Genomic DNA, 22,658 nt, shown 5'->3' with positions numbered 1-22,658 from the left:
CGGCCGGCGCGGCGCCGTGATCCGGGCGGCGGGAGCGGGCCCGTGCGGCGGGGTGCCGCGGGTGGTGGTCCGGCCGGGTGCGCGTCGGTGCGGTGCGGCAGTGCGGGTGGCCCGTGGCGCACGCGGGGCTCACAGGGCTTGTGAGGCAGGCGGGGCACGTGGGGCGCATGACGGGTACGGTGGTCATCGGGCCGCACCTCCCGCGGTCAGGGCCTCCAGCGCCTCGGTCCGCAGCGCCCCGGCCCCCAGCGCCTCGGTCCGCAGTCGTGCCGCCCGGCGCAGCGCCGCGACGGCCGGATCGTCGGGGTCCCCGGCCTCCGCGCGGGCCGCCGCCAAGACCTCCTCGACCGTCTTCAGGCCGCCGAGTTCGGCGCGGACCGGGCGGCCCAGGGAGGTCACCGAGCCGGCCGCGCGGGAGCGATCGCGGCAGTGGAAGGCCAGCTCGCAGGAGGACAGGCACTCCGGCGCGTACGTCGCGGGCACCGACTCCACCGCCGCCGTCAGCTCGGCGGCGGGCAGTTCGGGGGAGAAGCAGGTGCCCTCGGGCAGCGCGTCGGCGATGTCCCGCACGCGGGTCAGGCGGGCCAGCTGCCGGTGGGTGACCGCGTGCTGCTTGCGGACGTCGACGGCGGAGGCGGTGGGCAGGTTGGAGAAGTCCTTGGGACACACCAGGAGGATCCGGTGCCGCACCTCGGGCGCCGGGTCGAGGCGGGCGGCGACCTCCTCCAGGGCCAGCACGTACACCGCCGCCTGCCGGGCCGCCGCGCCCACCTTCGCCGGGTCGGCGGAGCCGTCCAGCATCGGGAAGGACTTGATCTCCACGACCGTCCAGCCGCCGTCCGGGTGCACCACCACCGCGTCCGGCTCCAGGAACGCGGGGGAGCCGGCCACGTCGAGCGCGAGCATCGGATGGTCGAGCAGGGTCCACTCGCCGGGAGCGGCGGCGGCCTCGCGCAGCGCCAGTTCCGTACGGGCGGCGCGGCCCTCGGGGCCGGTGGCGGCCAGGTCGGGCACGCGCGCGTCGACCGGCGGCTCGGCGGCCGGGTCCAGCTTCTCGCGCACCAGCCGCAGCAGCTCCGCGCCGCCGTCCGCCTTGACCTTCGCCTCGAACGCGTTGCCCCGCACGAACGCGAACTGGGACTGCCCGAAGACCGACGGCGAGCCCAGCGCGCCCGCCAGCGCCGCCTTGTTCACCCCAGCGCCGTCGAGGATCGCGCGCCGTCTGCAGCCCGGGTTGGCGGCGAGGGCGGCCAGGGCCCGCGCGTCCAGCGCCTTGGCCGGTACGCCGGGCCCCCGCAGCTCAGCGAGCCGCTGCCGGAGCGCCTTCTCCCGCGTCCGTGGAAGAGGCGTCCGGCCCTGCTCCGGCTCCGGTCCGGGACTCGCGCTGACGTGGAATTCGCTCACCCGCGGAAGTCTGGCACCCGGCACTGACAATCGGGGAACCGGAGGCGCCGGAGAGCCGTGCGGCCAGTGGGACACGCATCCGGAGCGCGTCCGCGCGGCGCATCACGTACGGCGCCAGCAGCAGGCCCACGCCCATCACGAAGGCGCCCGCGACCGCGTCGAGGAAGTAGTGGTTGGCGGTGCCCATGACCACGATCGTGGTCAGCAGCGGGTAGGCGACGCCGGCGATCCGCGCGGCCCGCGTCCCACCGTGGCGCCACAGCATGATCCCGCACCACAGCGACCAGCCGACGTGCAGGCTGGGCATCGCCGCGTACTGGTTCGTCATGCCGCCGAGGCCCTTGGGGGCGCTGGCCGCGCCGCCCCACCAGCCGTACGAGCTGTACTGGGCCATCGTGTCGACGAAGCCGTGGCCCGCCGACAGCAGGCGCGGCGGGCAGGTCGGCAGCAGCGTGAAGCCGATCAGGCCGATGAAGGTGGACGTCATCAGCCAGGTGCGGGCCGTCCGGTAGTGCTGGGCGCGCGAGCGGAACAGCCAGACCAGGATCGCGGGCGTGACCAGGTAGTGCAGCGACGCGTACCAGAAGTCGGCCGGCACGCCGAGCCACGCCTCCCGCGTGAACAGCCGGTTGAGCGGGTGCTCGGCGTTGATGTGCAGGACCTTCTCGATCTGCAGGATCGACAGGCCGTGGTCGACGGCGGACGCGGTGTCGCCGCGGGCGAGCAGCCGGCCGGCCGAGTAGCAGGCGTAGACGAGCAGGATCAGCGGCAGCTCCGTCCACCAGCGCAGGCGGGTGCGGGCCGCCTCCGTGCCCGGTGTCTCGGTCTGCGGCATCCGATCGCCTCCCCCTTCGCTCTGGCGCGCTTGCCCGTTGATCGGGACGTGTCACTTTACGGCGTCGTACGGCCTCCCGTGGGAGCCCCCCGGACCTCATAGACGCCGGCATCGCCCGCCGGGTTGCCCGTGAGCGGCGTGAGCGATGATGGATGCCTTCCCCCTCGGACCCATCCGGAAAGGCCCCTTCCATGGCACCGCGCATCCTGCTGGCCCGGCACGGACAGACCGAGTGGTCGATGTCCGGCAAGCACACCGGCAGGACCGACGTACCGCTGCTGGAGGAGGGCCGGCGCGACGCCGAGCTGCTCGGCGAGCGGCTGCGGCGCGCTCCCTTCGCGGGGCTGCCCGACGTCGAGGTCCGCACCAGCCCGCTGGCCCGCGCGCGCGAGACCTGCCGGCTCGCCGGGTTCGGCGAGCGGGCGCGCACCTGGGACACGCTCATGGAGTGGGACTACGGCGCGTACGAGGGCATGACCCCGGGCGACATCCAGGCCCTCCGGCCGGGCTGGCTGATCTGGCGCGACGGCGTGCCGGAGGGCGAGAGCACGGCCGAGGTGACCGCCCGGGCGGACGAGGTGGTGGCCTGGGCGCGGGCCGAGGACCGCGACGTGCTCGTGTTCGCGCACGGGCACATCCTGCGCACCATCGGCGCCCGCTGGCTGGGCCTGCCGCTCGGCTTCGCCGCCCGCATCAGACTCAGCCCCGCCTCCCTGTCCGTCCTCGGCTGGGCCTACGGCGAGCCCGCCATAGAGAGCTGGAACGACTCCGGCCACCTGGCACCGTAGGCCACCGGTCACCGCAGGCGCGGCCCCCGGGCCTCCCCGGTATCGCCCGCGCCCGGACGGCCCGGCTCGCCGCTGGTGGCCGATGTCCTCCGCCCAGCACGCGGGCGGCCTCCACGCCCGTGCCGTCCGCGTGCCGCCGGCGCATTCCCGGGGTCGCCCGCGCCCGCGCCCGCGGCCCGCTCGCACGGCTCGGCGCGCCCCTGCCCGGCCTCGTCGCCGATGTCCTTGCGTGGTCGCGGGCGGTGGGCTGCGCGCCAGACCGCCCGCGCCTTCCCCGGGCCGCCCGCTGCCGCGTAGCGCCCGGGCGGGCCGGTGTCCTTCGGGCCCCGGCCCGCCCGCGGCCTCGTGGCCGACGTCCTTTGCGCGGTGGCGGGCGGTGGGCTGCGCGCCACGCCTCCGCGCTTCCCCGGCGTCGCCCGCTGCCGCGCAGCGCTCGGACGGTTCGGCGTCCTTCCGGCCTCGGACTGCCCGTCGTCTCATGGCCGACGGCGTGCGCGCGGGCGCGGGCGGTGGGCTCCACGCCTGGGCCGCCCGTGTGCCGCTCGTGTTGTGCCGGCGTCGCTCGCTGACCGCGTAGTGCTCGTGGCCCGCTCGGACGGCCCGGTGTCCTTCGGGCCCCGGCCCGCCCGCGGCCTCGTGGCCGACGCCCTCCGCGCGGTCGCGGGCGGTGGGCTGCGCGCCAGACCGCCCGCGCCTTCCCCGGGCCGCCCGCTGCCGCGCAGTGACTCGTGGCCCGCTCGGACTGGCCGGCGCCCTCCCGGCCCCGGTCCGTCGTCTCGTGGCCGACGCCCTCCGCGCGGTCGCGGGCGGGGTGCTCCGTGCGCGGGCTGCTCGCGGGTGGCTCGTACGTCCCCGGAGTCGCCCGCCCGCCGCCGGGGCCCGCTCGGGTGGTTCCCTCCCGCGCATCGGGCCGCCCGTCCCCTCGTGGCCGGCATCCTTCGCGCGATCGCGGGCGGCCGCGTTCGTGCGGGGTCAGGTGGGGCGGGGGGAGGAGGCGTGGCGGTCCAGGAAGGAGGCGACTCCCGATGCCCGCCGGTGCGGGAGCAGCACCCGTGCCGTGCCGGCCAGCATGGTCTGCACGCGGGACGACTGGACCTGGCCCAGCAGGTCGAGGACCCGCATGCCCGCCGCCGCGGCCTCGTCGGGGCGGCCGCCGCGCGCGAGGTCGTCCGCCAGTTCCGCGGTGTACAGGGCGATGTTGCGGGTGAAGTGCGGGTGCTGGAGGTGCGCGGCCCGGCGCGCGTGCCGCGCCGCGCGCGGCCAGTCGCCCAGCGCCGACCAGCACTGCGCCTCCAGCCCCGCCAGCTCGGCCTCCCCGTAGAAGCTCATCCACTCGGGGTCGGCGTCCGAGGGGCCGCGGTCGTGGAGGGCCTGTGCGCGGGCCAGGGCCTGTGCGCAGCCGGTGCGGTCGGCCAGCCCCGCCCAGCCGCCGGCCTCGCGCAGCGCCAGCAGCGACATCAGCCGGTGCGAACCGAGGGAGCGGGCGACGCGCTGCGCGGCCTGCGCGGCCCGCACCGCCTCGCGCGGCCGGCCGGCGTCGCGCGCGAGGAACGCCATGTTGCAGAAGGCGTGCGCCTCCAGCGCGTCGTCACCGGTCGTCCGGGCGGTCGCGAGCGCCTCCGCGTAGTGCGAGCGGGCGTCGTCGAAGCGGCCCGAGTCGTGCGCCAGCCAGCCCACCGAGATGGCCAGTTCGCCCGCGCCCGAGTGGAGCCGGTCGGCGGTCGCCTGCCGGGTCGCGCCGGCGTCCAGCAGCGCGTACGCGGCGCGCAGCGGGGCGGCCGCGCGCCGGTAGAGGCCGTCGGCGCCGTGCCGGTCGTCGAGCAGCCGGATCCGGCGCACGGCTTCCTCCACGGCGCCCGCGTCACTCGCCCCCGGGCGCCGCACGGGCCGTTCCGCGGCCGCGGCGTCCAAGGCGAGCCCCAGGGGCCCCACCAGCGAGGCGGTGGCCACCGTGGCTCCCCCGCCGGTCATGAATCCGCGCCGCAGCACGTCGCTCTCCTCGTGGTTCTCGTGGTGCTCGGGTGTGTGGTTCGGGTCCTGCGTGTCATACGGCCCGGAGGCGCCCCTCGTCTCATCCGCGGCGGGCGCCGGGGCCGCCGGCCGCGGGCGGGGCGCGTCCCCGGCGGTGCGCGCCCCGCGCCCGCGCACGGACGAACGCGGCACGAACCCCAGGTCGGTGAGCGTGCGGCCGGGGAACATGTGCAGGAACACCCGCTCGTAGGCGTAGTTCGGGCAGCGGATCTCACCCGCCTCGACCCGGCCGATGTAGCGCGCGTCGCAGCTCACCCGTTCACCGATCTCGCGGGCCGCCCGCCGCACCGCCGCGGCGAACTCGGCCGGCGAGCGCCGCCCGCGCAACCGCCGGAAGACGAGGTTCGGCCGTGGCCGCCCCGCGGGTGCGGACGCTGACCCCTTCGACGACGCCATGGCCGGGTCCTTCCTCGCGAACCGTCGAACCATGCCGGACCAGTGGTGAACCGGCCCTGCGCCGGGGCCGTTCCCCTGGTTCCGGCGGGGAAGAAGGTACTCGCTGTACCGGATCCGCCACACAGGGTTTAGCAACAAACCGGACGTCTCCCCCACGATCTGCCATGAACTGCCATCCTTTGTGGCGGACTTCCGCCGTTGCCGTTGACGCCCTGGGGCGTTGAACCCCGTGGGCCGGGAGCCGCCCGACTCCCGGGCCGCCCGCTCGTTGGAAGGAGTTCCGTGGTGGAGGCCGGGATGGAGACCAGACAGAGCACCGGACCGCGAACGGCTCGGACGCCGCGCACGCCGCTGACGGCCGCGGGGCAGCCGCCGGCCCCGGACCGCGGCGACCGGCCGCCGGCCGTCCCCGGCTGCGACGTGGTGACGGTCCCGGCGCGGCAGGGACTGGAGGCGGTCGACATCCTGCGGCGCGGCGCGTGCGACGCGGTCGGGCCCGTGCTGCACGACGACGACGGCGACACGCTCGGCTTCGTGGTCCCGCCCGGCACGGCCGCCGCGTGGGACGTCCCGGGCAGCACCTGCACGAAGACCGACGCGCGGGGGGCCGACGCGCCGGGGACCGACGCGCGGGGCCTGAGCCGGGATCCCGAGCCGCCGCTGGAGGGGGCGGACTGGCTGCTGCCGCCCGGCGAGGCCGACCTCGCCACCGACCCGGCCGTACTGCGCCGGGCGCTGGGCGAGGCGGCCCGCATCATCGAGGCCGCCGACAACTGCCACTGACACCGGGCCCCGAGGGCGGCGGCGCCGGCCGGTTGCGACAATGGCCGCCATGGGAAAGGCCAGGAACACCCGGCGCGGGAGCGGTGCCGCACACGTCGTCGTCGAGGCCGTCGACGGCGGGCTCGCCGAACTCGTACCCGACCGGGACCGGACGCGCGCCTGGACCCTGCTGATCGACGGAGCGCCACAGTCGCACGTCGACCTCGACGACCCGGCCCGTCTCGCCTTCGAGTACCAGCGCCGGTTCGGACACGTCGTCGACCTCGCCGCGCCGGCCGGGAAACCCATACACGCCGTGCACCTGGGCGGCGGGGCGCTCACCCTCGCCCGCTACGTCGCCGCCACCCGCCCGCGCTCCACCCAGCAGGTCGTCGAGCGCGACGCGGCACTGGTCCAACTGGTCCGCCGCGAACTTCCGTTGGACCCGAACGCGCGGATACGGGTGCGCTGCGCCGACGCCCGGGAAGGCCTGCGCAAGGTGCCCGACGGCTGGGCCGACCTGGTCGTCGCCGACGTCTTCAGCGGGGCCCGCACGCCCGCCCACCTGACCTCCACCGAGTTCCTCGACGAGGTCCGCCGGGCACTGCGGCCGGGTGGCCGCTACGCCGCGAACCTCGCCGACGGGCCGCCGCTCGCCCACCTGCGCGGCCAGATCGCCACCGCCGCCGCCCGCTTCTCCGAACTCGCCCTGCTCGCCGACCCGACGGTGCTGCGCGGCAAGCGCTTCGGCAACGCCGTCCTGGTCGCCTCCGACGCCCCGCTGCCGGTCGCCGAGCTGACCCGGAAAGCGGCCGGGGACCCGCACCCCGGCCGGGTCGAACACGGCCGCGCGCTGCGCGACTTCACCGGCGGCGCGGCCGCCGTCACGGACGCCGCGGCGGTCGCCTCCCCGGCGCCACCGCCCTCGGTCTTCCGCTGACGCCGACGGTCTTCGCCACCGCCCGCGGTCTTCCGCTGACGCCCTCCCCGTTCCCCACGCCGGGACCGGCTCAGTAGGTGCCGATCTCCACGTGCGGCGGGCCGTCGTGCCAGGTGCAGAACACCGACACCCGGTCCGCGCCGGAGGCGAACTCCACCCGGATCCACGACTCCGTCTTCCACACCTGCATCGACCACCCCGCACCCGGCGTCGCCGACACCAGCGTCGCGGACGTCTCGCCGAGGTCGAACACCGCCCGGCCGCCGTCGGTGTCGTAGCTCCTGACCCGGCCGGAGCCGGTCGGGGACGGGCCGGTCCGCGCCGCCGGGGTCCGCGACGACGACGGCGTGGGCGTGGGCGTGGGCGCCGGGGCCGGGGAGCGCCGGTGCGAGGGGCTTGCCGCCGGCGACGGCCGCCGCGTCGACGACGCCCGCGGCTCCGCCTCCCGCGCGGTCGCGCCCACCGCCGTGACCGGCAGGGCGCGCGGCGGGTCGTAGGCCGTGCCCGCCAGCACGGTGTGGACGCCGAACCACGACAGCGTGGCCGCCGCGCCGGTGGCGAGCAGCCAGGCCAGTACGGGTACGAGTGCTCTGCGCATCGTCGGCCATACTGCCCCACCGGCCCCGGGAGTCGCACCCGGCGGGAGTTGTCCACAGGCCCCGGTGAGGCGCGCCCGCATGGCGTACGGTGCCGCGCATGGCAAGTGTGCTCGTGGTCGAGGACGACCAGTTCGTGCGCTCGGCGCTGATCCGGCACCTGACCGACGCCGCCCACACGGTGCGCAGCGTCGGCACGGCGCTGGAGGCGCTGCGCGAGGTCGCCCATCTCCGGTTCGACGTCGTCGTCCTGGACCTCGGCCTGCCCGACCTGGACGGGTCCGAGGCCCTGAAGATGCTGCGCGGCATCACCGACGTGCCCGTGATCATCGCCACCGCCCGTGACGACGAGGCGGAGATCGTCCGACTGCTGAACGCGGGCGCGGACGACTACCTGACCAAGCCGTTCTCCGTCGAGCACCTGTCGGCACGGATGGCGGCCGTCCTCAGACGCTCCCGCCCGGCCGCCGGGGAGGCCGCGCACTCCGGCGTCCTGCGGGTCGGCGGCCTGACCGTCGACCCGCTGCGCCGCCGGGCCGAGCTGGACGGCGCCCGACTCGACCTCACCCGCCGCGAGTTCGACCTGCTCGCCTTCCTGGCCGGCCGCCCCGGCGTCGTCGTCCCCCGCAGGGAACTGCTCGCCGAGGTGTGGCGGCAGTCCTACGGCGGCGACCAGACCATCGACGTCCACCTGTCGTGGCTGCGCCGCAAGCTGGGCGAGACCGCCGCGCACCCCCGCTACCTGCACACCCTGCGCGGCGTCGGCGTGAAACTGGAGCCGCCCGCCGACCGGGCCCCGGCGGAGCCGCGATGAGGTGGGCACTGGCCAGGGTCTGCCTCGCGGTCACCGCCATGGTCGCGGTCGCCTTCGCGGTGCCGCTCGGACTGGTCGTCAGGGAGCTGGCCCGCGACCGCGCGTTCTCGGGCGCCGAGCGGCAGGCCGCCGCGCTCGCCCCGGCGCTGTCCATCACCACCGAACGCGGCCAGCTGGAGAAGGTCGTCGCCTCGGCCGGCTCGGACGCCGCAATGGCCGTGCACATACCGCCGGCCGACGGCAGGGCGGCCGTCGACCTCGGCCGGCAGCGCGCCGCCGACCAGGACATCGCGGCCGTGCGGAAGCTGGGCCGCGCCTCCACCACCGAGGTCCCCGGCGGCTCCACACTGCTCCAGCCGGTCGCGCTGAGCTCCGGCACGATCGCCGTCGTCGAGGTGTACGTCCCCGAGTCCGAGGTCAGCAACGGCGTCGGCACGGCCTGGGCGGTGCTCGCCGCCGTCGGCGCCGCGCTCGTCGTCGGCTCGGTCGCGGTCGCCGACCGGCTGGGCGTCCGCATGGTGCGGCCCGCCCAGCGGCTGGCCGAGGGCGCGCACGACCTGGGGGAGGGCAAGCTGGGCGCCCGCGTTCCCGAGGACGGACCGGCCGAACTGCGGCTCGCCGCCGTGGCGTTCAACTCGATGGCCGACCAGGTCGTCCAACTCCTCGCCGGCGAGCGGGAACTGGCCGCCGACCTGTCGCACCGGCTGCGCACCCCGCTGACCGTGCTGCGGCTGAACGCGGCCTCGCTCGGCGACGGGCCCGCCGCCGAGCAGACCCGCGCGGCCGTCGCCCAGCTGGAGCGCGAGGTCGACACCATCATCCGCACCGCCCGCGAGGCCAAGCCGCAGACCGCGGCGGCCGGACCCGGCGCCGGATGCGACGCGGCCGAGGTGGTCCGGGAGCGGATGGCGTTCTGGTCGGCGCTCGCGGAGGACGAGGGCCGCAAGTGGCGGGTGGCCGGCGCCGACCGGCCGGTGCGCGTACCCGTGGCCCGCGCGGACCTCGCGGCCGCCCTGGACGCGCTGCTCGGCAACGTCTTCCGGCACACCCCGGAGGGCACCGCCTTCGCCGTCGACCTGCACAACGGCGAGGACGCGGTGATCGTGCTCGTGTCCGACGCCGGGCCGGGCATCGCCGACCCGGAGGCGGCCATGGCCCGCGGGCGCGGATCCGGCGCCGACGGCTCGACCGGCCTGGGCCTGGACATCGTGCGCCGCCTCGCGGAGTCGACCGGCGGCGACGTGCGGATCGGCTCCTCGGTGCTGGGCGGCACCGAGATACGCGTGTGGATCCAGCTCGACGCACGGGAACGCCCGCCCGGCCGGCGCGGACACCGCGGAACCGTACGCCGCCGCGGGCGCACCGCCCGCGCCCGCTGAACCCGCGGGGACCCTCGGTCAGGCCCGACCTGCCCCCGGAAAGGTCCGGCAGGCACGGAGAAGCCGCGGGGCTCCCGGAAAAGTCCGGGGCGCGGCGCCCCCCACGGACGCCGCGCCCCGCCCCCCGCTCCCGGGGTCCCCACTCCCGGGACCCCCGCTCCAGGGGTCCCCGCTCTCAGGCGCCCGGTCTCAGGCGGCCTCCACCGGCGGCAGCGCGCCGGTGCGGGCCGCCTTGCTGTACCAGTGGGCGCTCGACTTCGGCGTGCGGGCCAACGTCGCGTAGTCGACGTACACCGCGCCGAAGCGCTTGCCGTAGCCGTAAGCCCACTCGAAGTTGTCCATCAGGGACCACAGGAAGTAGCCGCGCACGTCCGCGCCGTCGGTGATCGCCCGGCGCACCGCCGCCAGGTGGCCGTGCAGGTAGGCGATCCGCTCCGGGTCGTGGACCCGGCCGTCCGAGTCGGGCTTGTCGTCGTAGGCCGCGCCGTTCTCCGTGATGTACAGCGGCAGGCCCGGCGCCTCCCGGGTGTAGCGCATGATCAGGTCGTGCAGACCCGTCGGGTCGATGGTCCAGCCCATCTCCGTGCGCTCGCCCGGCGTCTGGTGGAACGCCACGTCGTCCGCGGCCGGCCAGGGCGAGTGGTCGCTGGCGCCGTGCCCGTCCGCGCGCGGGGTGCGCGCGTCGGCGTCCATCGCGGACACCAGCGTCGGCGTGTAGTAGTTCAGGCCCAGCGCGTCCAGCGGCTGCTGGATCACGCGCAGGTCGCCGTCCAGGACGTACGACCAGTCGGTGACCGACGCGGTCGCCTCGAACAGGGTCTCGGGGTAGGCGCCGTGCAGGATCGGGCCGTGGAAGACGCCGTTGGCGAGGTCGTCGATCTTGCGGACCGCCGCCAGGTCGGCCGGGGTCTGCGACAGCGGCCGCACCACCGACGAGTTCAGGCTGATCGCGACCTGGTTGCGGGCCGGCATGACGGACCGCAGGGCGGTGGTGCCCAGACCGTGCGCCAGGTTCAGGTGGTGCGCCGCCTTCAGCGCGGCCTCCGGCTCGGTACGGCCCGGCGCGTGCACACCCGAGCTGTAGCCCAGGAACGCGCTGCACCACGGCTCGTTCAGGGTGATCCACTGCTCCACCCGGTCGCCCAGCGCCTCGCCGACGATCTGGGCGTACTCGGCGAACCGGAACGCGGTGTCCCGCTCCGGCCAGCCGCCCGCGTCCTCCAGCTCCTGCGGCAGGTCCCAGTGGTAGAGGGTGACGGCCGGCTTGATGCCGCGCTCGAGCAGCTCGTCCACCAGCCGCCGGTAGAAGTCCAGCCCCACCTGCACGGCCGGGCCCCGGCCCGTCGGCTGCACCCGCGACCAGGAGATCGAGAAACGGTAGGCGTTCAGGCCAAGGTCGGCCATCATCGCCACGTCCTCGCGGTAGCGGTGGTAGTGGTCGACAGCGATGTCACCGTGCTCGCCGCCTGCCGTCTTGCCTGGCGTGTGGCTGAAGGTGTCCCAGATCGAGGGCGTACGGCCGTCCTCCCGCGCCGCCCCCTCGATCTGGTACGCGGAGGTCGCGGCGCCCCAGAGGAAGGCGGGAGGAAAGGTCACCGGGGTCGCCGGCGTTGCGGGCTCAGGCATGAAAGCGCTCCCAAAATGGTCGTGGAGACCGAAGGGTCGAAGGAAAGAAGAGGTGAGGGAGGCCGGGGCGGCGCTGACCCGGCTCCCGAGAACTCGGCGGCGCGTCAGCCCTTGATCGCGCCCTGCATGATGCCGCCCACGATCTGCTTGCCGAACAGCAGGAAGGCGATGAGCAGCGGAAGCGTGCCGAGCAGGGCGCCCGCCATGATCACCGCCTGGTCGGGGACGTACCCCGTACCCAGCGAGTTCAGGGCCACCTGCACGGTCGGGTTCTGCTGGTTCAGGGCGATGATCGGCCACAGGAAGTCGTTCCAGGCGAACACGAACGTCAGCAGACCCAGCACGGCCATGGCCGGCCGCGCCGCGGGGAAGACCACGTGCCAGACGATCCGCAGACTGCTCGCGCCGTCCACCCGCGCCGCCTCGATCAGCTCGCTCGGCAGCGCCTGCACCAGGTACTGCCGCATGAAGAACGTGCCGAAGGCGGTGACCAGCGTCGGCAGGATGACCGTCTGGAGCTGGTTCGACCAGCCGAGGTCCGACATCCACAGGTACAGCGGTACGACGGCCAGCTGCGGCGGGATCATCATGGTGCCGATCGTCAGCAGCAGCAGCACGCCGGAGAACTTGAACTTCAGCTTGGCGAAGGCGAACCCGGCGAGCGTGGAGAACAGCACGGTGCTGACGGTGATGGTGCCCGCCACGAGCGTGCTGTTGACCATCGCGGTACCGAGTCCGGCCTCGTCCCACGCGGCCTGCAGGTTCTTGAACAGGTTCCCGCCGAACCACAGCGGCGGCGGCGTCTGCGCCAGGCGCTGGTCGGTGCGCGAGGCCGCGATCGCCGTCCACACCAGCGGCGCCAGCGAGACCAGCGCGAACACCGTCAGCACCACATAGGTGACCGGGCCGGCGTTCAACTGCTTGCCCGCACCCATCATCCGGGGTCGCCGGGGCTTCCGGCCGTCGCCCTTCACCTTCGACTGAGGCAACGTCAGTTCACTAGCCGTCATGGGTCTTCCTCAGACGTCGGTTGATCAGCAGATTGACCCCGGCGACGATCAACAGGATCAGGAACATCGACCAGGCGATCGCGGACGCCTTGCCGAGGTTGCCGATGATCCAGCCCTGGTCGTACATGTACAGGCCGAGCGTCTGGTACTGGTGCTCGGAGCCGCCCTTGGAACCGCTCACCCCGCCGAACAGCAGCGGCTCACCGAACAGCTGCGTGGCGCCGATCGTGGACACGACCACCGTGAACAGGATCGTCGGCCGCAGCATCGGGATCGTCACGTGACGGAACTGCTCCCAGCGGCTGGCGCCGTCGATGGCCGCCGACTCGTACAGGTCGGCCGGGATCGCCTGCATCGCCGCCAGGTAGATCAGCGCGTTGTAGCCGGTCCACCGCCAGATCACGATCGAGGACACCGCGAACTGCGAACCCCAGTCCGCCTCACGCCAGTTGACCGGATCGATGCCGATGAAGCCCAGCAGCCAGTTCACCAGGCCGCCGTCCCACGAGTACAGCAGCGTGAACACCAGGGTCGCCGCCGCCACCGAGGTGGCGTACGGGGTGAGCATCACGACCCGCCACGCGGTCGAGCCGCGCAGCTTGTAGTTCAGCATGTGCGCCAGCGCGAGCGCCGCGAGCAACTGCGGCACGGTGGAGATCACGCCGATGGTGAGCGTGTTCTTCAGCGCGTTCCAGAAGAAGTCCGAGGACAGCAGGTTCTTGTAGTTGTCCAGACCGGCCCAGGTCTGCGTGTCGAGCGACGACAGCTGCACGTTGTGCAGCGAGTACCAGGCCGTGTACAGCAGCGGGACGAGCGAGAAGGCGCCGAAGATGATGAAGAAGGGGGCGATGAACGCGTACGGCGACGCCTTCATGTCCCAGCGGTACAGCCGGCTGCGCCAGGAGCCGGAGCCCCCGGACGGCGTACCACGACCGTGAGCGCCCCGGGCCGCGCCCGGCGTGATGCCGGGCGCGGCGTCGGCGCTCGTCGCGGGATGCGCGAGAGCCTGCTTGGAGCTGCTCACTGGCCGAGCACGTCCTTGATCTCGTTCTTCGCGGCGTCCCAGCCCTGCGAAGGCGACTTGCCCTTCTGCTCGACCTGGAGGATGCCGACGTCGGTGAGCGCGGTGTTGATCGGCTGGTCCTTGATGCCGAAGTACTGGACCGGGATGGTCTTCGCCGAGTCGCCGAAGATCTGGGTGATCGGCGCGTCGGAGAAGTACGCGGTGGTCTCGGCGGCCGGCTTCAGGCTCGCGTAGGCCGACGGGGTCGACGGGAAGCTCGCCTGCTTGGCGAACACCTTCGCCTGCTGCTCGGGCGCGGTCAGCCACTTCGCCAGGGCGATGGCCTCCTTCTGGTGCTTGCCCGCCGTCGGCACGCCGATGAAGGAGCCGCCCCAGTTGGCCGCGGTCGGCGCCGCCGCCACGTCCCAGTTGCCCTTGCCGGAGTCACCCGACTTCTGCTCGATGTAGCCGATCATCCACGCCGGGCAGGCCACCGTCGCGAAGGTGCCGTTGGCGAAGCCCTGGTCCCACGGCTTGTCGAACTGCTTCAGCTTGGCCGACATGTTGCTGGTCGCCACGGTCATCGCGGCGGACCAGGCCTTCTTCACGCCATCGGACTTCTCCCAGATGACGTTGCCGTCCTTGTCGTAGTACCGCTCGCTGCCGCCGCCCAGCGCCGCGTTGTACACGGAGGAGGCGGAGTCGACGTACTTCGTGCCGCTCGGCGCCTTCTTCATGTACTGCTTGCCGAGGTCGACGTACTTCGCCCAGTCGCCCTTCCACTGCGCGGCGAGCTTGGTGCGGTCGGTCTCCAGACCGGCCTTCTTGAACAGGTCCTTGCGGTAGCAGATCGCCATCGGACCGACGTCGGTGCCGAGGCCGATCAGCTTGCCGTCCTTGGTGGTGGCCTGGGCGTTCTTCCAGTCCAGCCACTGCGACTTGTCGACCTCCTTGCCGAGGTCCACGAACTTGTCGGCCTGCGTCTGCACGGCCTCGGTGACGTTGCCGACCTCGATCGCCTGGATGTCGTCCGTGCCGGATCCGGCCTGCAGGCGGGTGAGCACCTTGGGCCAGTACACGTCGGTCCTGGTGGTGACGTTCTCCTTGATGGAGATGTTCGGGTGCAGCTTCATGTACTCGTCGTACAGGCCGGCCTGCTTGTAGCCGAAGACACCGAAGGTGCCTATCGTCAGGGTGGTCTTGCCCTTGGCGTCACCACCACTGTTCGAGCCCGACGAGTCGTCGTCCGAGTCGTTGGCGCAGCCGGCCAGCAGGCCTGTGGTCAGCGCGGCGACGGCCGCAAAGGCCACCAGCCGGGTACTCGTACGCATGTGCGTCCTCCTGTTGCCTGACGTGCCGACCCCCCGGCCAACTGCACTGTTGGGCCCGTTTATCTTGCTGCGGCTCGGGCGGGGAACGTGCGGGACATGTATGTGTCAGGTACCGTGGGAGCGCTCCCACAGGTGATGTGTTGAAGGTTCGTCGGTTCGGGCGGGGGTGTCAAGGGAGTCGACGCCGCGAGATGCGTTCAGTTATCGGCCTGTTAACTGGAATCGTGGAGTCCGCTGCTTTCGCACGTCGTCCACTGTCGCGGGTGCCCGCCGGGGCGCCTGGGCGGGGGTGCCGTGCGGCGGCCCCCGGGGCAGGTCACCGTAGGGGGCGGGACTGTTAGATTCCAAGGCCAGCGTGATGATGACGGCGGGAAGGCGGCGAAGCCCATGGCAAGCCACGGAGTGCGGGGGCGCAGCGGCGGGCGGCCCACCCTCGAGGAGGTCGCCGCCCGCGCCGGTGTGGGCCGGGGCACGGTCTCCCGGGTGATCAACGGCTCGCCGCGGGTGAGCGAGGCGACGCGCGCCGCCGTCGAGGCGGCGGTCGCGGAACTGGGCTACGTGCCGAACACGGCGGCCCGTGCGCTCGCCGCCAACCGCACCGACGCGATCGCCCTGGTCGTGCCCGAGCCGGAGACGCGCTTCTTCGCCGAGCCGTACTTCTCCGACATGCTCAAGGGCGTCGGCGCCGCGCTGTCGGACACGGAGATGCAGCTGCTGCTGATATTCGCCGGCAGCGACCGCGAGCGCCGCCGGCTGGCCGAGTACCTGGCCGCGCACCGGGTGGACGGTGTCCTGCTGGTCTCGGTGCACGCGGACGACCCGCTGCCCGACATGCTGGCGCAGCTGGAGATCCCGGCGGTGATCAGCGGTCCCCGGTCCGCCGCGGAGACGCTGACGTCGGTGGACTCGGACAACTACGGCGGCGGCCGCTCGGCCGTGGAGCACCTGCTGTCCCGCGGCCGCCGCAAGATCGCCCACATCACCGGCCGGCTCGACGTCTACGGCGCCCAGCGCCGCGTCGACGGCTACCGCGACGCCCTGCGCGACGCCGGTCAGGAGGTCGACGAGCGGCTGATCGAGCCGGGCGACTTCACGGAGGAGGGCGGCCGCCGGGCGATGACGAAGCTGCTGGCCCGCTCGCCGGACCTGGACGCCGTCTTCGCGGGCTCCGACGTCATGGCGGCCGGCGCCCGCCAGGTGCTGCGCGAGGAAGGCCGCAGCATCCCCGACGACGTGGCCCTGGTCGGGTACGACGACTCGGCCATAGCCCGCCACATGGACCCGCCGCTGACCAGTGTCCGGCAGCCGATAGCGGAGATGGGCCGCCGCATGATCGACCTGCTGATGTCGGAGATCGCCGACCGCCGCCCGGCCGTGTCGCGCGGCCTGGAGCGCCGCCAGATGGTCCTGGCGACGGAGCTGGTGCCGCGGGCGTCGTCCTGACCGGCCCGCTGCCCGGGGCGCTGACCGGCTCTCCGATGCCGCCGGGGATGCTCCGAAGCCGCCGGGGGTGTCTTCCGGTGGCCCGGTGAAGCCGGGGACCGCGCCGTGGGGCGTCAGGTGCGCGGGCCGAGCCGCCAGCGGATCTCGCCGTCCTGCTCCTCGTCCGTCGGCGCCAGTCCGGCGGCCGCGGCGACGGCGGCGGAGGCCGCGTGGTCCGGGTGGATGTGGGCGATCACCGTGCGCGTGAAGTGCCGGCTCAGCCGGCCGACCAGGGCGCGGGCCGCCTCGCCGGCGTAACCGCGGCCCTGCCAGGGCGTGCCGACGACCCAGGCGATCTCCGCGACCGGTCCGGTGACCGTGGCCTGGACGGTCCCCACCAGGCGGGCGTCCGCGCGGCTGTGCAGCACCCAGTTGCACCAGGAGACGGCCGGGTCGGGGGATCCGGCGACGAGACGTTCGTAGCGGGTCCGCAGGGCGTCGGGGGTGGCGGGGGAGCCGCCGATGAAGGCGTGCAGGGCGGGGTCCGACAGCACGTCGGCCATCTCGTCGGCGTGGTCGACGCGTAGCGGGAGAAGGTCGAGGCGGGGGGTGCGGATGACGTCGGCACGCACTTGGAGCCTCCAGGAAACGAGTCAGCCGGTGACCCCGCTTCCGCGAGGTCACCGGCTGATGACTCAGGGTGAGTGGCGGGACTTGAACCTGTTTCGTATCACTACCGTGACCTGCGCCTTTGCTGTACCGGTGGGCAAATCCGGGTATACGGCATGACGAGCGCGGGCTGTCAGTCGTCATCCTCGTCGTCCGGTTCGGGCTTCCGGGCGAAGGCCAGGTCGAGGACGTAGCGTTCGTCGGCCGGGCATCGGTCCCAGGCCTGCCGGATCAGTTCGGGGGTCCAGTCCTCGTCGATCCTGCTCAGGGTGTCGTCGTAGTAGGCGGAGGCCGCTTCGCGTCCGGCCCACCACGCGTGGCCCTCATACACGCCCGGTCGGGGCAGAGTCATCTCGCCCGCTGGGCCAAGGGTGAGCTGGTTGACGACGAGGGTGCCGGTCTCGGACTCGATGCTGACCGGGACGTGACCTTCGGCGTCGGCAGGGGGCTTGGGTGGTGTGTCCCAGACGCGGATGGTGACACGCACCTTGATGTCTGCTTGCAGGCTGAGGAGGTACAGGTGGTAGCCGTTGCCCGCCACCACCTGTACCTCCGCGGCTTCCATGGCTGCCTCGTCACCGAGGTAGGCGTCGGCGTCGTAGACCTCGACAACTCGACGGTCGGGGCTTGCGGTGACGGTGTACTCGGTGAGGAGCGCCATGGGGAACCTCTCTGTCAGTCGGTGATCTTCACGTAGAAGGCGTCGCCGTCCAGGACCCGGTTGGTGGTGTACATCGCGTCGAGTCGGCCACCGCCGGCCCGGTTGTCCTTACCGTCTATCAGGCGGACGGAGTAGCGATTGTCACCCTTGGTCGAGCCTTCCTTGGTGCTGGCGAAGGGGTACTCGTCGCATTCGAGCCCGCTCCCGGTGTAGTCGCCCCACACCTTCTTGCACTCCTTGATGGACTTGGTGCGGTTCGCATCCTGCTTGTCCTTGTCGACCAGCCGGTGAAGCGGATCCTTCTCTCCAGGAACGGTCTTGCCCGCGAAGGACGGGAAGGTCCGTTCCGGGCGCTTCAACGCGTCGTAGATGTGCAGGGCGCTCTCCTTGACGGCGGAGTCCTTGCGGCTCATCACGAGCTCCACGCGGGCTCCGTTGAAGACCGTACCCATGAACTTGCCTGCCACGGGCTCGGCGTAGTCGAAGCGGACGCTCGAGCGGTAGGCGTCGACCTCCTGGTACGGGGAGACACTGGGCGACGAGACGTTGAGGCCCATGGACACCGCTCCCGCGACCTTCTGCTGGTTGCCGTTGTTGTACTGGGCTCCCAGATCGGGGGAGGTGTACGTGAGCGTCCACGTGGGCTTGTCGTTCCAGACAGCGAGGAGTTCGTCGCGCTGGACGGTGCTGGGAGCGGTGATCTGCGGATTGGGGTCGCTGGAGCTGGCGTTGACGTCGTCCCGGAAGAACTGCCCGATGCTCCACTTGGTGGCGTCCTCGGTACCCGCGGTCTGCACGCGGATGTTCTCGACGCTGGCCAGGTAGTCGACCCTGCGGCTTCCGTCGTAGGCGAAGCCCAGGGTCCACATGTCGAACCAGAGACGGCCGATGGCCTCGGCGCCGTTCTTGTCGCGCAGGATCAGGTCGTAGGGCCTCTTCTGACAGCTCTCGAAGCGGCTCTTGAGCCAGCCGGTCTGCGTCTTCGCGGCTGTCGCGTGCTGCTCGCACTGCTGGCGCAGGTCGGTCTGTTCGTCGGTGGGTGCACGCCGGACTGTGTGCCCGTGCCGTGTCTGCTTGGCGTGCGAGCGCCGGTAGGCGGCGAACGGAACCGGGTGGTTCAGTTTTCGGAGCTCGGCCTTGGGGACGGACGAGGCGTTCACGAACCCTGGGGTCGTCACGGGTCGCGGTGTGTGTGCCTGCTCTGGTGCCGCGGTTGCCGCGGTCGTGGTCAGGAGGGTCACGGCGCAGGCGGCTGCCGCTCGGCGGGCCCAGCGGACCAGGCGTATTCGGTGGTTGGGGTGCTGCATACGGAATGGCTCCCTGAGAAGCACGGTGAGGTCTCGGATGGTGGAAGGCATCGGCCGGGAGCGCTCGTGGCGGCCGTGGCGGGTGGAGCCTTGCTGGTCCCGTCCGGTCAGGAACGGCACAACGCGCCCCAGCAGGCTTCGAGGAGCTGGCCGGTACGGGCGGAGTAGACGGCGGTGAAGCCTCGGTAGCGCCGGTGGTCGTGCTCGAGTCCCGGTGTCATCTGCTGGGAGCTGACGGTCCACGTCGGCTCCGTCCCGGCGCCCAGTGACCGTTCCCCGGTGGTCGACGACCGGGCCAGGTCGACGTGGAGCGGGTCGACGGCGAAGGAGTGCGCGGCGCGCTCGCGGAAGGATGCCGCGCTGGGCGCGTCGCCGGCGGCGCGGGCGGCCATGGCCTGCGGCTTGGCTTCCAGAGCGACGGCGTTGCAGACGTGGGCGGTCCGCACGCACTCGGCGAGACCGGGCACCGTCTGGAGGCAGCTGTCGGGGTCCCGGTCCAGACACGAGGACAAGGCCTTCTGGTCGACGCCGTTGACGACGGCTGGTATGCCCTCGGCCTGCCGCAGGGAAGCCCACGAGGACGGTACGGCCGTGGCCCGCGTGACAGCGACGGAGGGCGCGGGCTTGCGCGGCTTGCTCGTCGCCCACTGGGTGAACGTGGTGGTGTCCGTCAGCTTGCTCGTGAAGCAGTACGGCGGCTTGTTCGTGCTGCTGCAGGTGGGCAGCGAGAGAACTTTGGCCACGTTCTTCGTGGCGACCTGGTGCCAGGACTTGTTGCCGTCCATGAACTGCATGCGGTTGGCGATGTTCGGGACGTTCGTGTACTGGGGGCCCGTCACCTCAAGACCGACGTCGACGCGGTTGGTGGCGCCCCCGATGACCTTGAGCTGGTCGGTGGTGCTGCCGACGGTGTTGAAGTCGTACAGAACGTCCCACTGGTTGCCGGTGGCCTGGCGGACCACCATGTAGGTGTGGTTCCGCTTGTCCTGCTTGGTGGGGTTCACCCCGGTGGTGATGGCCTTGGTGCGTCCGCCGCTCTTGCCGAGTTCGGTCCAGCGGGGCCCGTACTTCATCGTGGTCTTGCCGGTCTTCTCGGCGTACAGGCCGATCTCGATGTTCCGGCCGAACTCGTTGCCGTCGGTGTTGGGCGTCACGCGCAGGTAATTCGACGTCTGCACGGTCGCGGTGGTGCTGACCTAGTCGTAGGTGATCGGTACGTTCCGCCAGGTGGCGAAGCCGCCGATCACGGGCTGACCCGGCCGGCTGCACGTCATGGCCCAGAAGGTGATCTGGGCGCTGTACATGGTGTTGCAGGCGGTCGTTGGAGCGGCCGCCTGTGCCGGTGCCGCTCCCGCGAGCGGCATGGCTATGCCCACGCCTGCGATGGATATGAGGGCCGCAAGTCTCTTGCGTCTAGGCAAAGTTGTTCCCCCTGCGACCGAGAGTGATGGTCGCGGCACAACTTATCGAACGCGTGATCCCATGGCATCTTTATAGATAGAAACGTGTCGCTCCGATCAAGAGCGTGATTGCCATCCCTCGCTGATGCGGCTGTGGTTGCGGTGGCCGGTGGGTGCACTGCGGCGGGAGCGGTGGTTAGGCCCGCGCCGAGCGCGGCGGCCGCCGTGGCCGCGGCCGCAGCGAGCGTGCACCGAGGTCGCTGGGCGAGTGCCGACCCGACGGCCACAGCGAACGCGGCGATACCCGTCACGTCAGTTCGACAAGCTGATCACCGCGTTGCTGCGCGAAGGTGCGGATCCGGTGCGCAAGGGCCGGCCGTGGGGCCTGCCGCTGGAGGACCGCGTCCCGCTGGTCGCCGCGTACTGGCGCACCAACCTCACCCTGCGCCGACTGGCGCTGTTGAATGCTCGGCATCGCCCGTCGGGTCCCGCAGCCGCAACGTCGACGGACCCGACGGCGATCTCGCCGCCACCACCAGCAAAACGGGCGGCACGGTCCTCCTGCTGTCGAACCTGAACAGCGACGTCACCCTCGCACTGCCGGTCGACACCAGCGTGGCGCCGACCGTCCTCGACGCCGACGAGTACGGCAACCCGCAGGCGGCCCAGGCGGCGACCCGCTACGACTGGCTGGGCAGCAAGCAGCGTTCGTCCGAGACCGTCACCGGCCTCACGTTGATGGGCGTCCGCCTGTACGCACCATCATCGGCGTCGCCGCCGTCGTGGCAATCATCGCCCTGATCTGGTGGTACGGAAAGAGCTGGGCGATTCACAAGGTCCAAGTCCTTTGGAAAGAGGCCAAGAAATCCGGTAAGGCCAAGGGCAACGATGTACCCAACTTCGCGAAGGGTCAGCGTAGAGCCTCAGGTGAATCGCTGGATCATGCGACAGACCGGGTGATGAAGCACGGCGGCTACCGCCCGCCCCACAAGAAGGGGCCCGGTTCGATCTAGAACAAGGTGAGGAAGTACCTCTCCCGTAACTAGAAGAACTCGTACGACGATCAACCGCCCGGGCGGGCCGGCCGTAGGACCGGCCCGGAATCCGCAGGTCGGCCGTGCGTTCACCACGCACGGCCGGTCGCGGGAACCGGGCCCACCTCGAGGAAGAGAACGGAAGGCTGCGAGACCGCATGAACGGACCATCGAAGGTGTACCTGCTGTGGCACGTGCATCATCAGGCCGGAGAGGACGGCGTGATTCGGCACTTCACGGATCCCGACGACTTCTGGTCCGACGAAGAAGCCGGTGACGATGTCAAGCACCTCGGCACCTATTCGAGCCGAAATGCCGCACAGAGACGCATCGAACGCGCCCGGGTGCTTCCTGGGTTTGCGGACGAGCCCAACTGCTTCTACATCGAAGAGGCGGTGATCGATGAGGACCACTGGACAGAAGGCTACGTAACGGAACCCGGGGCTTCCGCGTGATCAGGGGGGTTGCAAGTTCCGGGGTCGCGTAGATCGTCGTCGTCCGGCGGGGAGTCGACGCAGTGACAGCACAGGCACGAGACCGGTGATCATCAGGGTGTATGCGTCGGCTGATCACATTGAGGCCGTGCCTGCTGCTCCGTCTTCTCCGTTGGATGCAGATCCAATGAGACTCAATGGGGCGGTCAGGACCGGCCGCGGCGGCCACGGCACGGGCCGTCTCGGCCAGCCAGACGTGAAACCGCTCGGCGGCTTCGCAGTAGGGGACTCGCGCCAGGACACGGTGCTCGCCGGAGGGGCAGCAGTCGACGGTGACAGTGAGCAGGCAGGAACGGGGCGCGTTCTGGCTGCCCGTCCAGGACACACGCAGGACACCGCAGGGCTTGCGCCCGCTGGGGCGCGGTGGGTCCTGTCGGCTGCGGCTGAGGTGCCTCGGCTGCCGGCCCTCGACAGCGTGGCGAGCGTGCCGGAAGACCGGCGCGCGCACCTGGCTCATGTGGTGCGCCAGCCACTACCTGAACGCGCCCCCCTGTCCGGCGAGTTCTTCGCGCCGTTGACGGCTCGCAGCCGTCTATGACCCCGACCCCGGCTTCTGCCGTTGATGGACGGGCCCATGGCTCTGATCAGGATCGGTGCGGAGGGGCCGTGGTTCGGCCGTGGCCAAACGCCAAACAGGCCCGGGGGGGGGGGGGGGGGGGGGGGGGGGGGGGGGGGGGGGGGGGGGGGGGGGGGGGGGGGGGGGGGGGGGGGGGGGGGGAGGAGGGAGGGGGGGGGTGGTGTGGTGGGATTCACCTC

At 72.4% G+C, this 22,658-nt stretch carries 21 protein-coding genes and 2 pseudogenes; 10 read left to right on the top strand and 13 right to left on the bottom strand.

The genetic code is table 11. The features are described from left to right. Positions 1–183 precede the first annotated feature (183 nt). On the bottom strand, positions 184–1,404 hold the full coding sequence (locus ACZ5GT_RS36225; RefSeq protein ID WP_469035023.1) for a hypothetical protein: 1,221 nt from the start codon (positions 1,402–1,404) through the stop codon (positions 184–186). Next, positions 1,301–2,239, bottom strand: coding sequence for a phosphatase PAP2 family protein (locus ACZ5GT_RS36220; protein ID WP_469035021.1), 939 nt, complete (start codon positions 2,237–2,239; stop codon positions 1,301–1,303). The genes ACZ5GT_RS36225 and ACZ5GT_RS36220 overlap by 104 nt, the downstream gene beginning before the upstream one ends. Positions 2,240–2,430: 191 nt before the next feature. Here ACZ5GT_RS36220 and ACZ5GT_RS36215 point away from each other — a divergent pair, with 191 nt between their 5' ends. Continuing rightward, positions 2,431–3,027: a histidine phosphatase family protein gene (locus ACZ5GT_RS36215; RefSeq protein WP_469035018.1), complete on the top strand. Its 597-nt coding sequence runs from the start codon at positions 2,431–2,433 to the stop codon at positions 3,025–3,027. A gap of 972 nt (positions 3,028–3,999) precedes the next feature. Here ACZ5GT_RS36215 and ACZ5GT_RS36210 read toward each other — a convergent pair. Next, positions 4,000–5,454 (bottom strand): tetratricopeptide repeat protein, encoded by a 1,455-nt coding sequence (locus ACZ5GT_RS36210; RefSeq protein ID WP_469035015.1) that lies wholly within the window; start codon positions 5,452–5,454, stop codon positions 4,000–4,002. 297 nt (positions 5,455–5,751) lie between these two features. On the opposite strand from ACZ5GT_RS36210, the gene ACZ5GT_RS36205 reads away from it, so the two are divergent. Both ACZ5GT_RS36205 and ACZ5GT_RS36200 read left to right on the top strand, forming a co-directional pair. Beyond that, complete coding sequence (locus tag ACZ5GT_RS36205; protein ID WP_469035013.1) at positions 5,752–6,237, top strand: hypothetical protein; 486 nt, start codon at positions 5,752–5,754, stop codon at positions 6,235–6,237. A gap of 49 nt (positions 6,238–6,286) precedes the next feature. Further along, a complete protein-coding gene (locus ACZ5GT_RS36200) occupies positions 6,287–7,156 on the top strand; it encodes a spermidine synthase (RefSeq protein WP_469035011.1) in 870 nt (289 codons plus the stop codon). Between the two features lie 70 nt (positions 7,157–7,226). On the opposite strand, the gene ACZ5GT_RS36195 is transcribed toward ACZ5GT_RS36200, so the two are convergent. Then, positions 7,227–7,754, bottom strand: coding sequence for a hypothetical protein (locus tag ACZ5GT_RS36195; RefSeq protein WP_469035010.1), 528 nt, complete (start codon positions 7,752–7,754; stop codon positions 7,227–7,229). Between the two features lie 98 nt (positions 7,755–7,852). Here ACZ5GT_RS36195 and ACZ5GT_RS36190 point away from each other — a divergent pair, with 98 nt between their 5' ends. Further along, positions 7,853–8,566, top strand: coding sequence for a response regulator transcription factor (locus ACZ5GT_RS36190; RefSeq protein WP_469035007.1), 714 nt, complete (start codon positions 7,853–7,855; stop codon positions 8,564–8,566). After that, on the top strand, positions 8,563–9,945 hold the full coding sequence (locus tag ACZ5GT_RS36185; RefSeq protein WP_469035005.1) for a sensor histidine kinase: 1,383 nt from the start codon (positions 8,563–8,565) through the stop codon (positions 9,943–9,945). Before ACZ5GT_RS36190 ends, ACZ5GT_RS36185 begins: the two co-directional genes overlap by 4 nt. A gap of 189 nt (positions 9,946–10,134) precedes the next feature. Here the strand turns inward: ACZ5GT_RS36185 and ACZ5GT_RS36180 are convergent, their stop codons facing one another. The 4 genes from ACZ5GT_RS36180 to ACZ5GT_RS36165 all read right to left on the bottom strand — a co-directional run bounded on the left by ACZ5GT_RS36180 (position 10,135) and on the right by ACZ5GT_RS36165 (position 14,915). Then, on the bottom strand, positions 10,135–11,571 hold the full coding sequence (locus ACZ5GT_RS36180; protein ID WP_469035004.1) for a GH1 family beta-glucosidase: 1,437 nt from the start codon (positions 11,569–11,571) through the stop codon (positions 10,135–10,137). Between the two features lie 104 nt (positions 11,572–11,675). Beyond that, positions 11,676–12,581, bottom strand: coding sequence for a carbohydrate ABC transporter permease (locus ACZ5GT_RS36175; protein WP_469035002.1), 906 nt, complete (start codon positions 12,579–12,581; stop codon positions 11,676–11,678). After that, positions 12,571–13,605 (bottom strand): carbohydrate ABC transporter permease, encoded by a 1,035-nt coding sequence (locus ACZ5GT_RS36170; RefSeq protein ID WP_469035001.1) that lies wholly within the window; start codon positions 13,603–13,605, stop codon positions 12,571–12,573. Before ACZ5GT_RS36170 ends, ACZ5GT_RS36175 begins: the two co-directional genes overlap by 11 nt. Next, positions 13,602–14,915, bottom strand: a complete 1,314-nt coding sequence (locus tag ACZ5GT_RS36165; protein ID WP_469034998.1) for an ABC transporter substrate-binding protein — start codon at positions 14,913–14,915, stop codon at positions 13,602–13,604. The genes ACZ5GT_RS36170 and ACZ5GT_RS36165 overlap by 4 nt, the downstream gene beginning before the upstream one ends. Before the next feature lie 387 nt (positions 14,916–15,302). Between ACZ5GT_RS36165 and ACZ5GT_RS36160 the strand changes: the two genes are divergently transcribed. Continuing rightward, positions 15,303–16,358, top strand: a complete 1,056-nt coding sequence (locus ACZ5GT_RS36160) for a LacI family DNA-binding transcriptional regulator (protein ID WP_469034996.1) — start codon at positions 15,303–15,305, stop codon at positions 16,356–16,358. A 113-nt stretch (positions 16,359–16,471) separates the two neighbouring features. On the opposite strand, the gene ACZ5GT_RS36155 is transcribed toward ACZ5GT_RS36160, so the two are convergent. The 5 genes from ACZ5GT_RS36155 to ACZ5GT_RS36135 form a co-directional block, all read right to left on the bottom strand. Beyond that, positions 16,472–16,969 (bottom strand): GNAT family N-acetyltransferase, encoded by a 498-nt coding sequence (locus ACZ5GT_RS36155; RefSeq protein ID WP_469034994.1) that lies wholly within the window; start codon positions 16,967–16,969, stop codon positions 16,472–16,474. A 170-nt stretch (positions 16,970–17,139) separates the two neighbouring features. Further along, positions 17,140–17,667 (bottom strand): hypothetical protein, encoded by a 528-nt coding sequence (locus ACZ5GT_RS36150; RefSeq protein ID WP_469034992.1) that lies wholly within the window; start codon positions 17,665–17,667, stop codon positions 17,140–17,142. A gap of 14 nt (positions 17,668–17,681) precedes the next feature. Beyond that, positions 17,682–18,845: a NucA/NucB deoxyribonuclease domain-containing protein gene (locus ACZ5GT_RS36145; protein ID WP_469034990.1), complete on the bottom strand. Its 1,164-nt coding sequence runs from the start codon at positions 18,843–18,845 to the stop codon at positions 17,682–17,684. Positions 18,846–19,081: 236 nt separating this feature from the next. Further along, positions 19,082–20,152 carry a hypothetical protein gene (locus tag ACZ5GT_RS36140; protein ID WP_469034988.1) on the bottom strand — a complete coding sequence of 357 codons (1,071 nt, stop codon included), beginning with the start codon at positions 20,150–20,152 and terminating at the stop codon, positions 19,082–19,084. A gap of 18 nt (positions 20,153–20,170) precedes the next feature. Continuing rightward, positions 20,171–20,350, bottom strand: a complete 180-nt coding sequence (locus ACZ5GT_RS36135) for a hypothetical protein (RefSeq protein WP_469034987.1) — start codon at positions 20,348–20,350, stop codon at positions 20,171–20,173. Between the two features lie 292 nt (positions 20,351–20,642). Here ACZ5GT_RS36135 and ACZ5GT_RS36130 point away from each other — a divergent pair. The 4 genes and pseudogenes from ACZ5GT_RS36130 to ACZ5GT_RS36115 all read left to right on the top strand — a co-directional run. Then, a pseudogene (locus ACZ5GT_RS36130) lies at positions 20,643–20,837 on the top strand (helix-turn-helix domain-containing protein); the annotation flags it as partial. 20 nt (positions 20,838–20,857) lie between these two features. Then, positions 20,858–21,142: pseudogene (locus ACZ5GT_RS36125) on the top strand (hypothetical protein); the annotation flags it as partial. Positions 21,143–21,156: 14 nt separating this feature from the next. Further along, positions 21,157–21,387, top strand: a complete 231-nt coding sequence (locus ACZ5GT_RS36120; protein ID WP_469034986.1) for a hypothetical protein — start codon at positions 21,157–21,159, stop codon at positions 21,385–21,387. 197 nt (positions 21,388–21,584) lie between these two features. Further along, positions 21,585–21,863 carry a hypothetical protein gene (locus tag ACZ5GT_RS36115; RefSeq protein WP_469034984.1) on the top strand — a complete coding sequence of 93 codons (279 nt, stop codon included), beginning with the start codon at positions 21,585–21,587 and terminating at the stop codon, positions 21,861–21,863. The last annotated feature ends 795 nt before the right edge of the window (positions 21,864–22,658 follow it).

The sequence above is a fragment of the Streptomyces sp. NPDC031340 genome, from assembly GCF_055569945.1.
This window is presented reverse-complemented; position numbering and strand designations above follow the sequence as displayed.

Bases quoted from the DNA above. Each gene is read 5' to 3' on its own strand.
- ACZ5GT_RS36185 (WP_469035005.1), top strand. From the start codon at position 8,563: ATGAGGTGGGCACTGGCCAGGGTCTGCCTCGCGGTCACCGCCATGGTC.
- ACZ5GT_RS36220 (WP_469035021.1), bottom strand. From the start codon at position 2,239: ATGCCGCAGACCGAGACACCGGGCACGGAGGCGGCCCGCACCCGCCTG.
- ACZ5GT_RS36205 (WP_469035013.1), top strand. From the start codon at position 5,752: ATGGAGACCAGACAGAGCACCGGACCGCGAACGGCTCGGACGCCGCGC.
- ACZ5GT_RS36215 (WP_469035018.1), top strand. From the start codon at position 2,431: ATGGCACCGCGCATCCTGCTGGCCCGGCACGGACAGACCGAGTGGTCG.
- ACZ5GT_RS36165 (WP_469034998.1), bottom strand. From the start codon at position 14,915: ATGCGTACGAGTACCCGGCTGGTGGCCTTTGCGGCCGTCGCCGCGCTG.
- ACZ5GT_RS36210 (WP_469035015.1), bottom strand. From the start codon at position 5,454: ATGGCGTCGTCGAAGGGGTCAGCGTCCGCACCCGCGGGGCGGCCACGG.
- ACZ5GT_RS36200 (WP_469035011.1), top strand. From the start codon at position 6,287: ATGGGAAAGGCCAGGAACACCCGGCGCGGGAGCGGTGCCGCACACGTC.
- ACZ5GT_RS36180 (WP_469035004.1), bottom strand. From the start codon at position 11,571: ATGCCTGAGCCCGCAACGCCGGCGACCCCGGTGACCTTTCCTCCCGCC.
- ACZ5GT_RS36150 (WP_469034992.1), bottom strand. From the start codon at position 17,667: ATGGCGCTCCTCACCGAGTACACCGTCACCGCAAGCCCCGACCGTCGA.
- ACZ5GT_RS36175 (WP_469035002.1), bottom strand. From the start codon at position 12,581: ATGACGGCTAGTGAACTGACGTTGCCTCAGTCGAAGGTGAAGGGCGAC.
- ACZ5GT_RS36195 (WP_469035010.1), bottom strand. From the start codon at position 7,754: ATGCGCAGAGCACTCGTACCCGTACTGGCCTGGCTGCTCGCCACCGGC.
- ACZ5GT_RS36160 (WP_469034996.1), top strand. From the start codon at position 15,303: ATGGCAAGCCACGGAGTGCGGGGGCGCAGCGGCGGGCGGCCCACCCTC.
- ACZ5GT_RS36190 (WP_469035007.1), top strand. From the start codon at position 7,853: ATGGCAAGTGTGCTCGTGGTCGAGGACGACCAGTTCGTGCGCTCGGCG.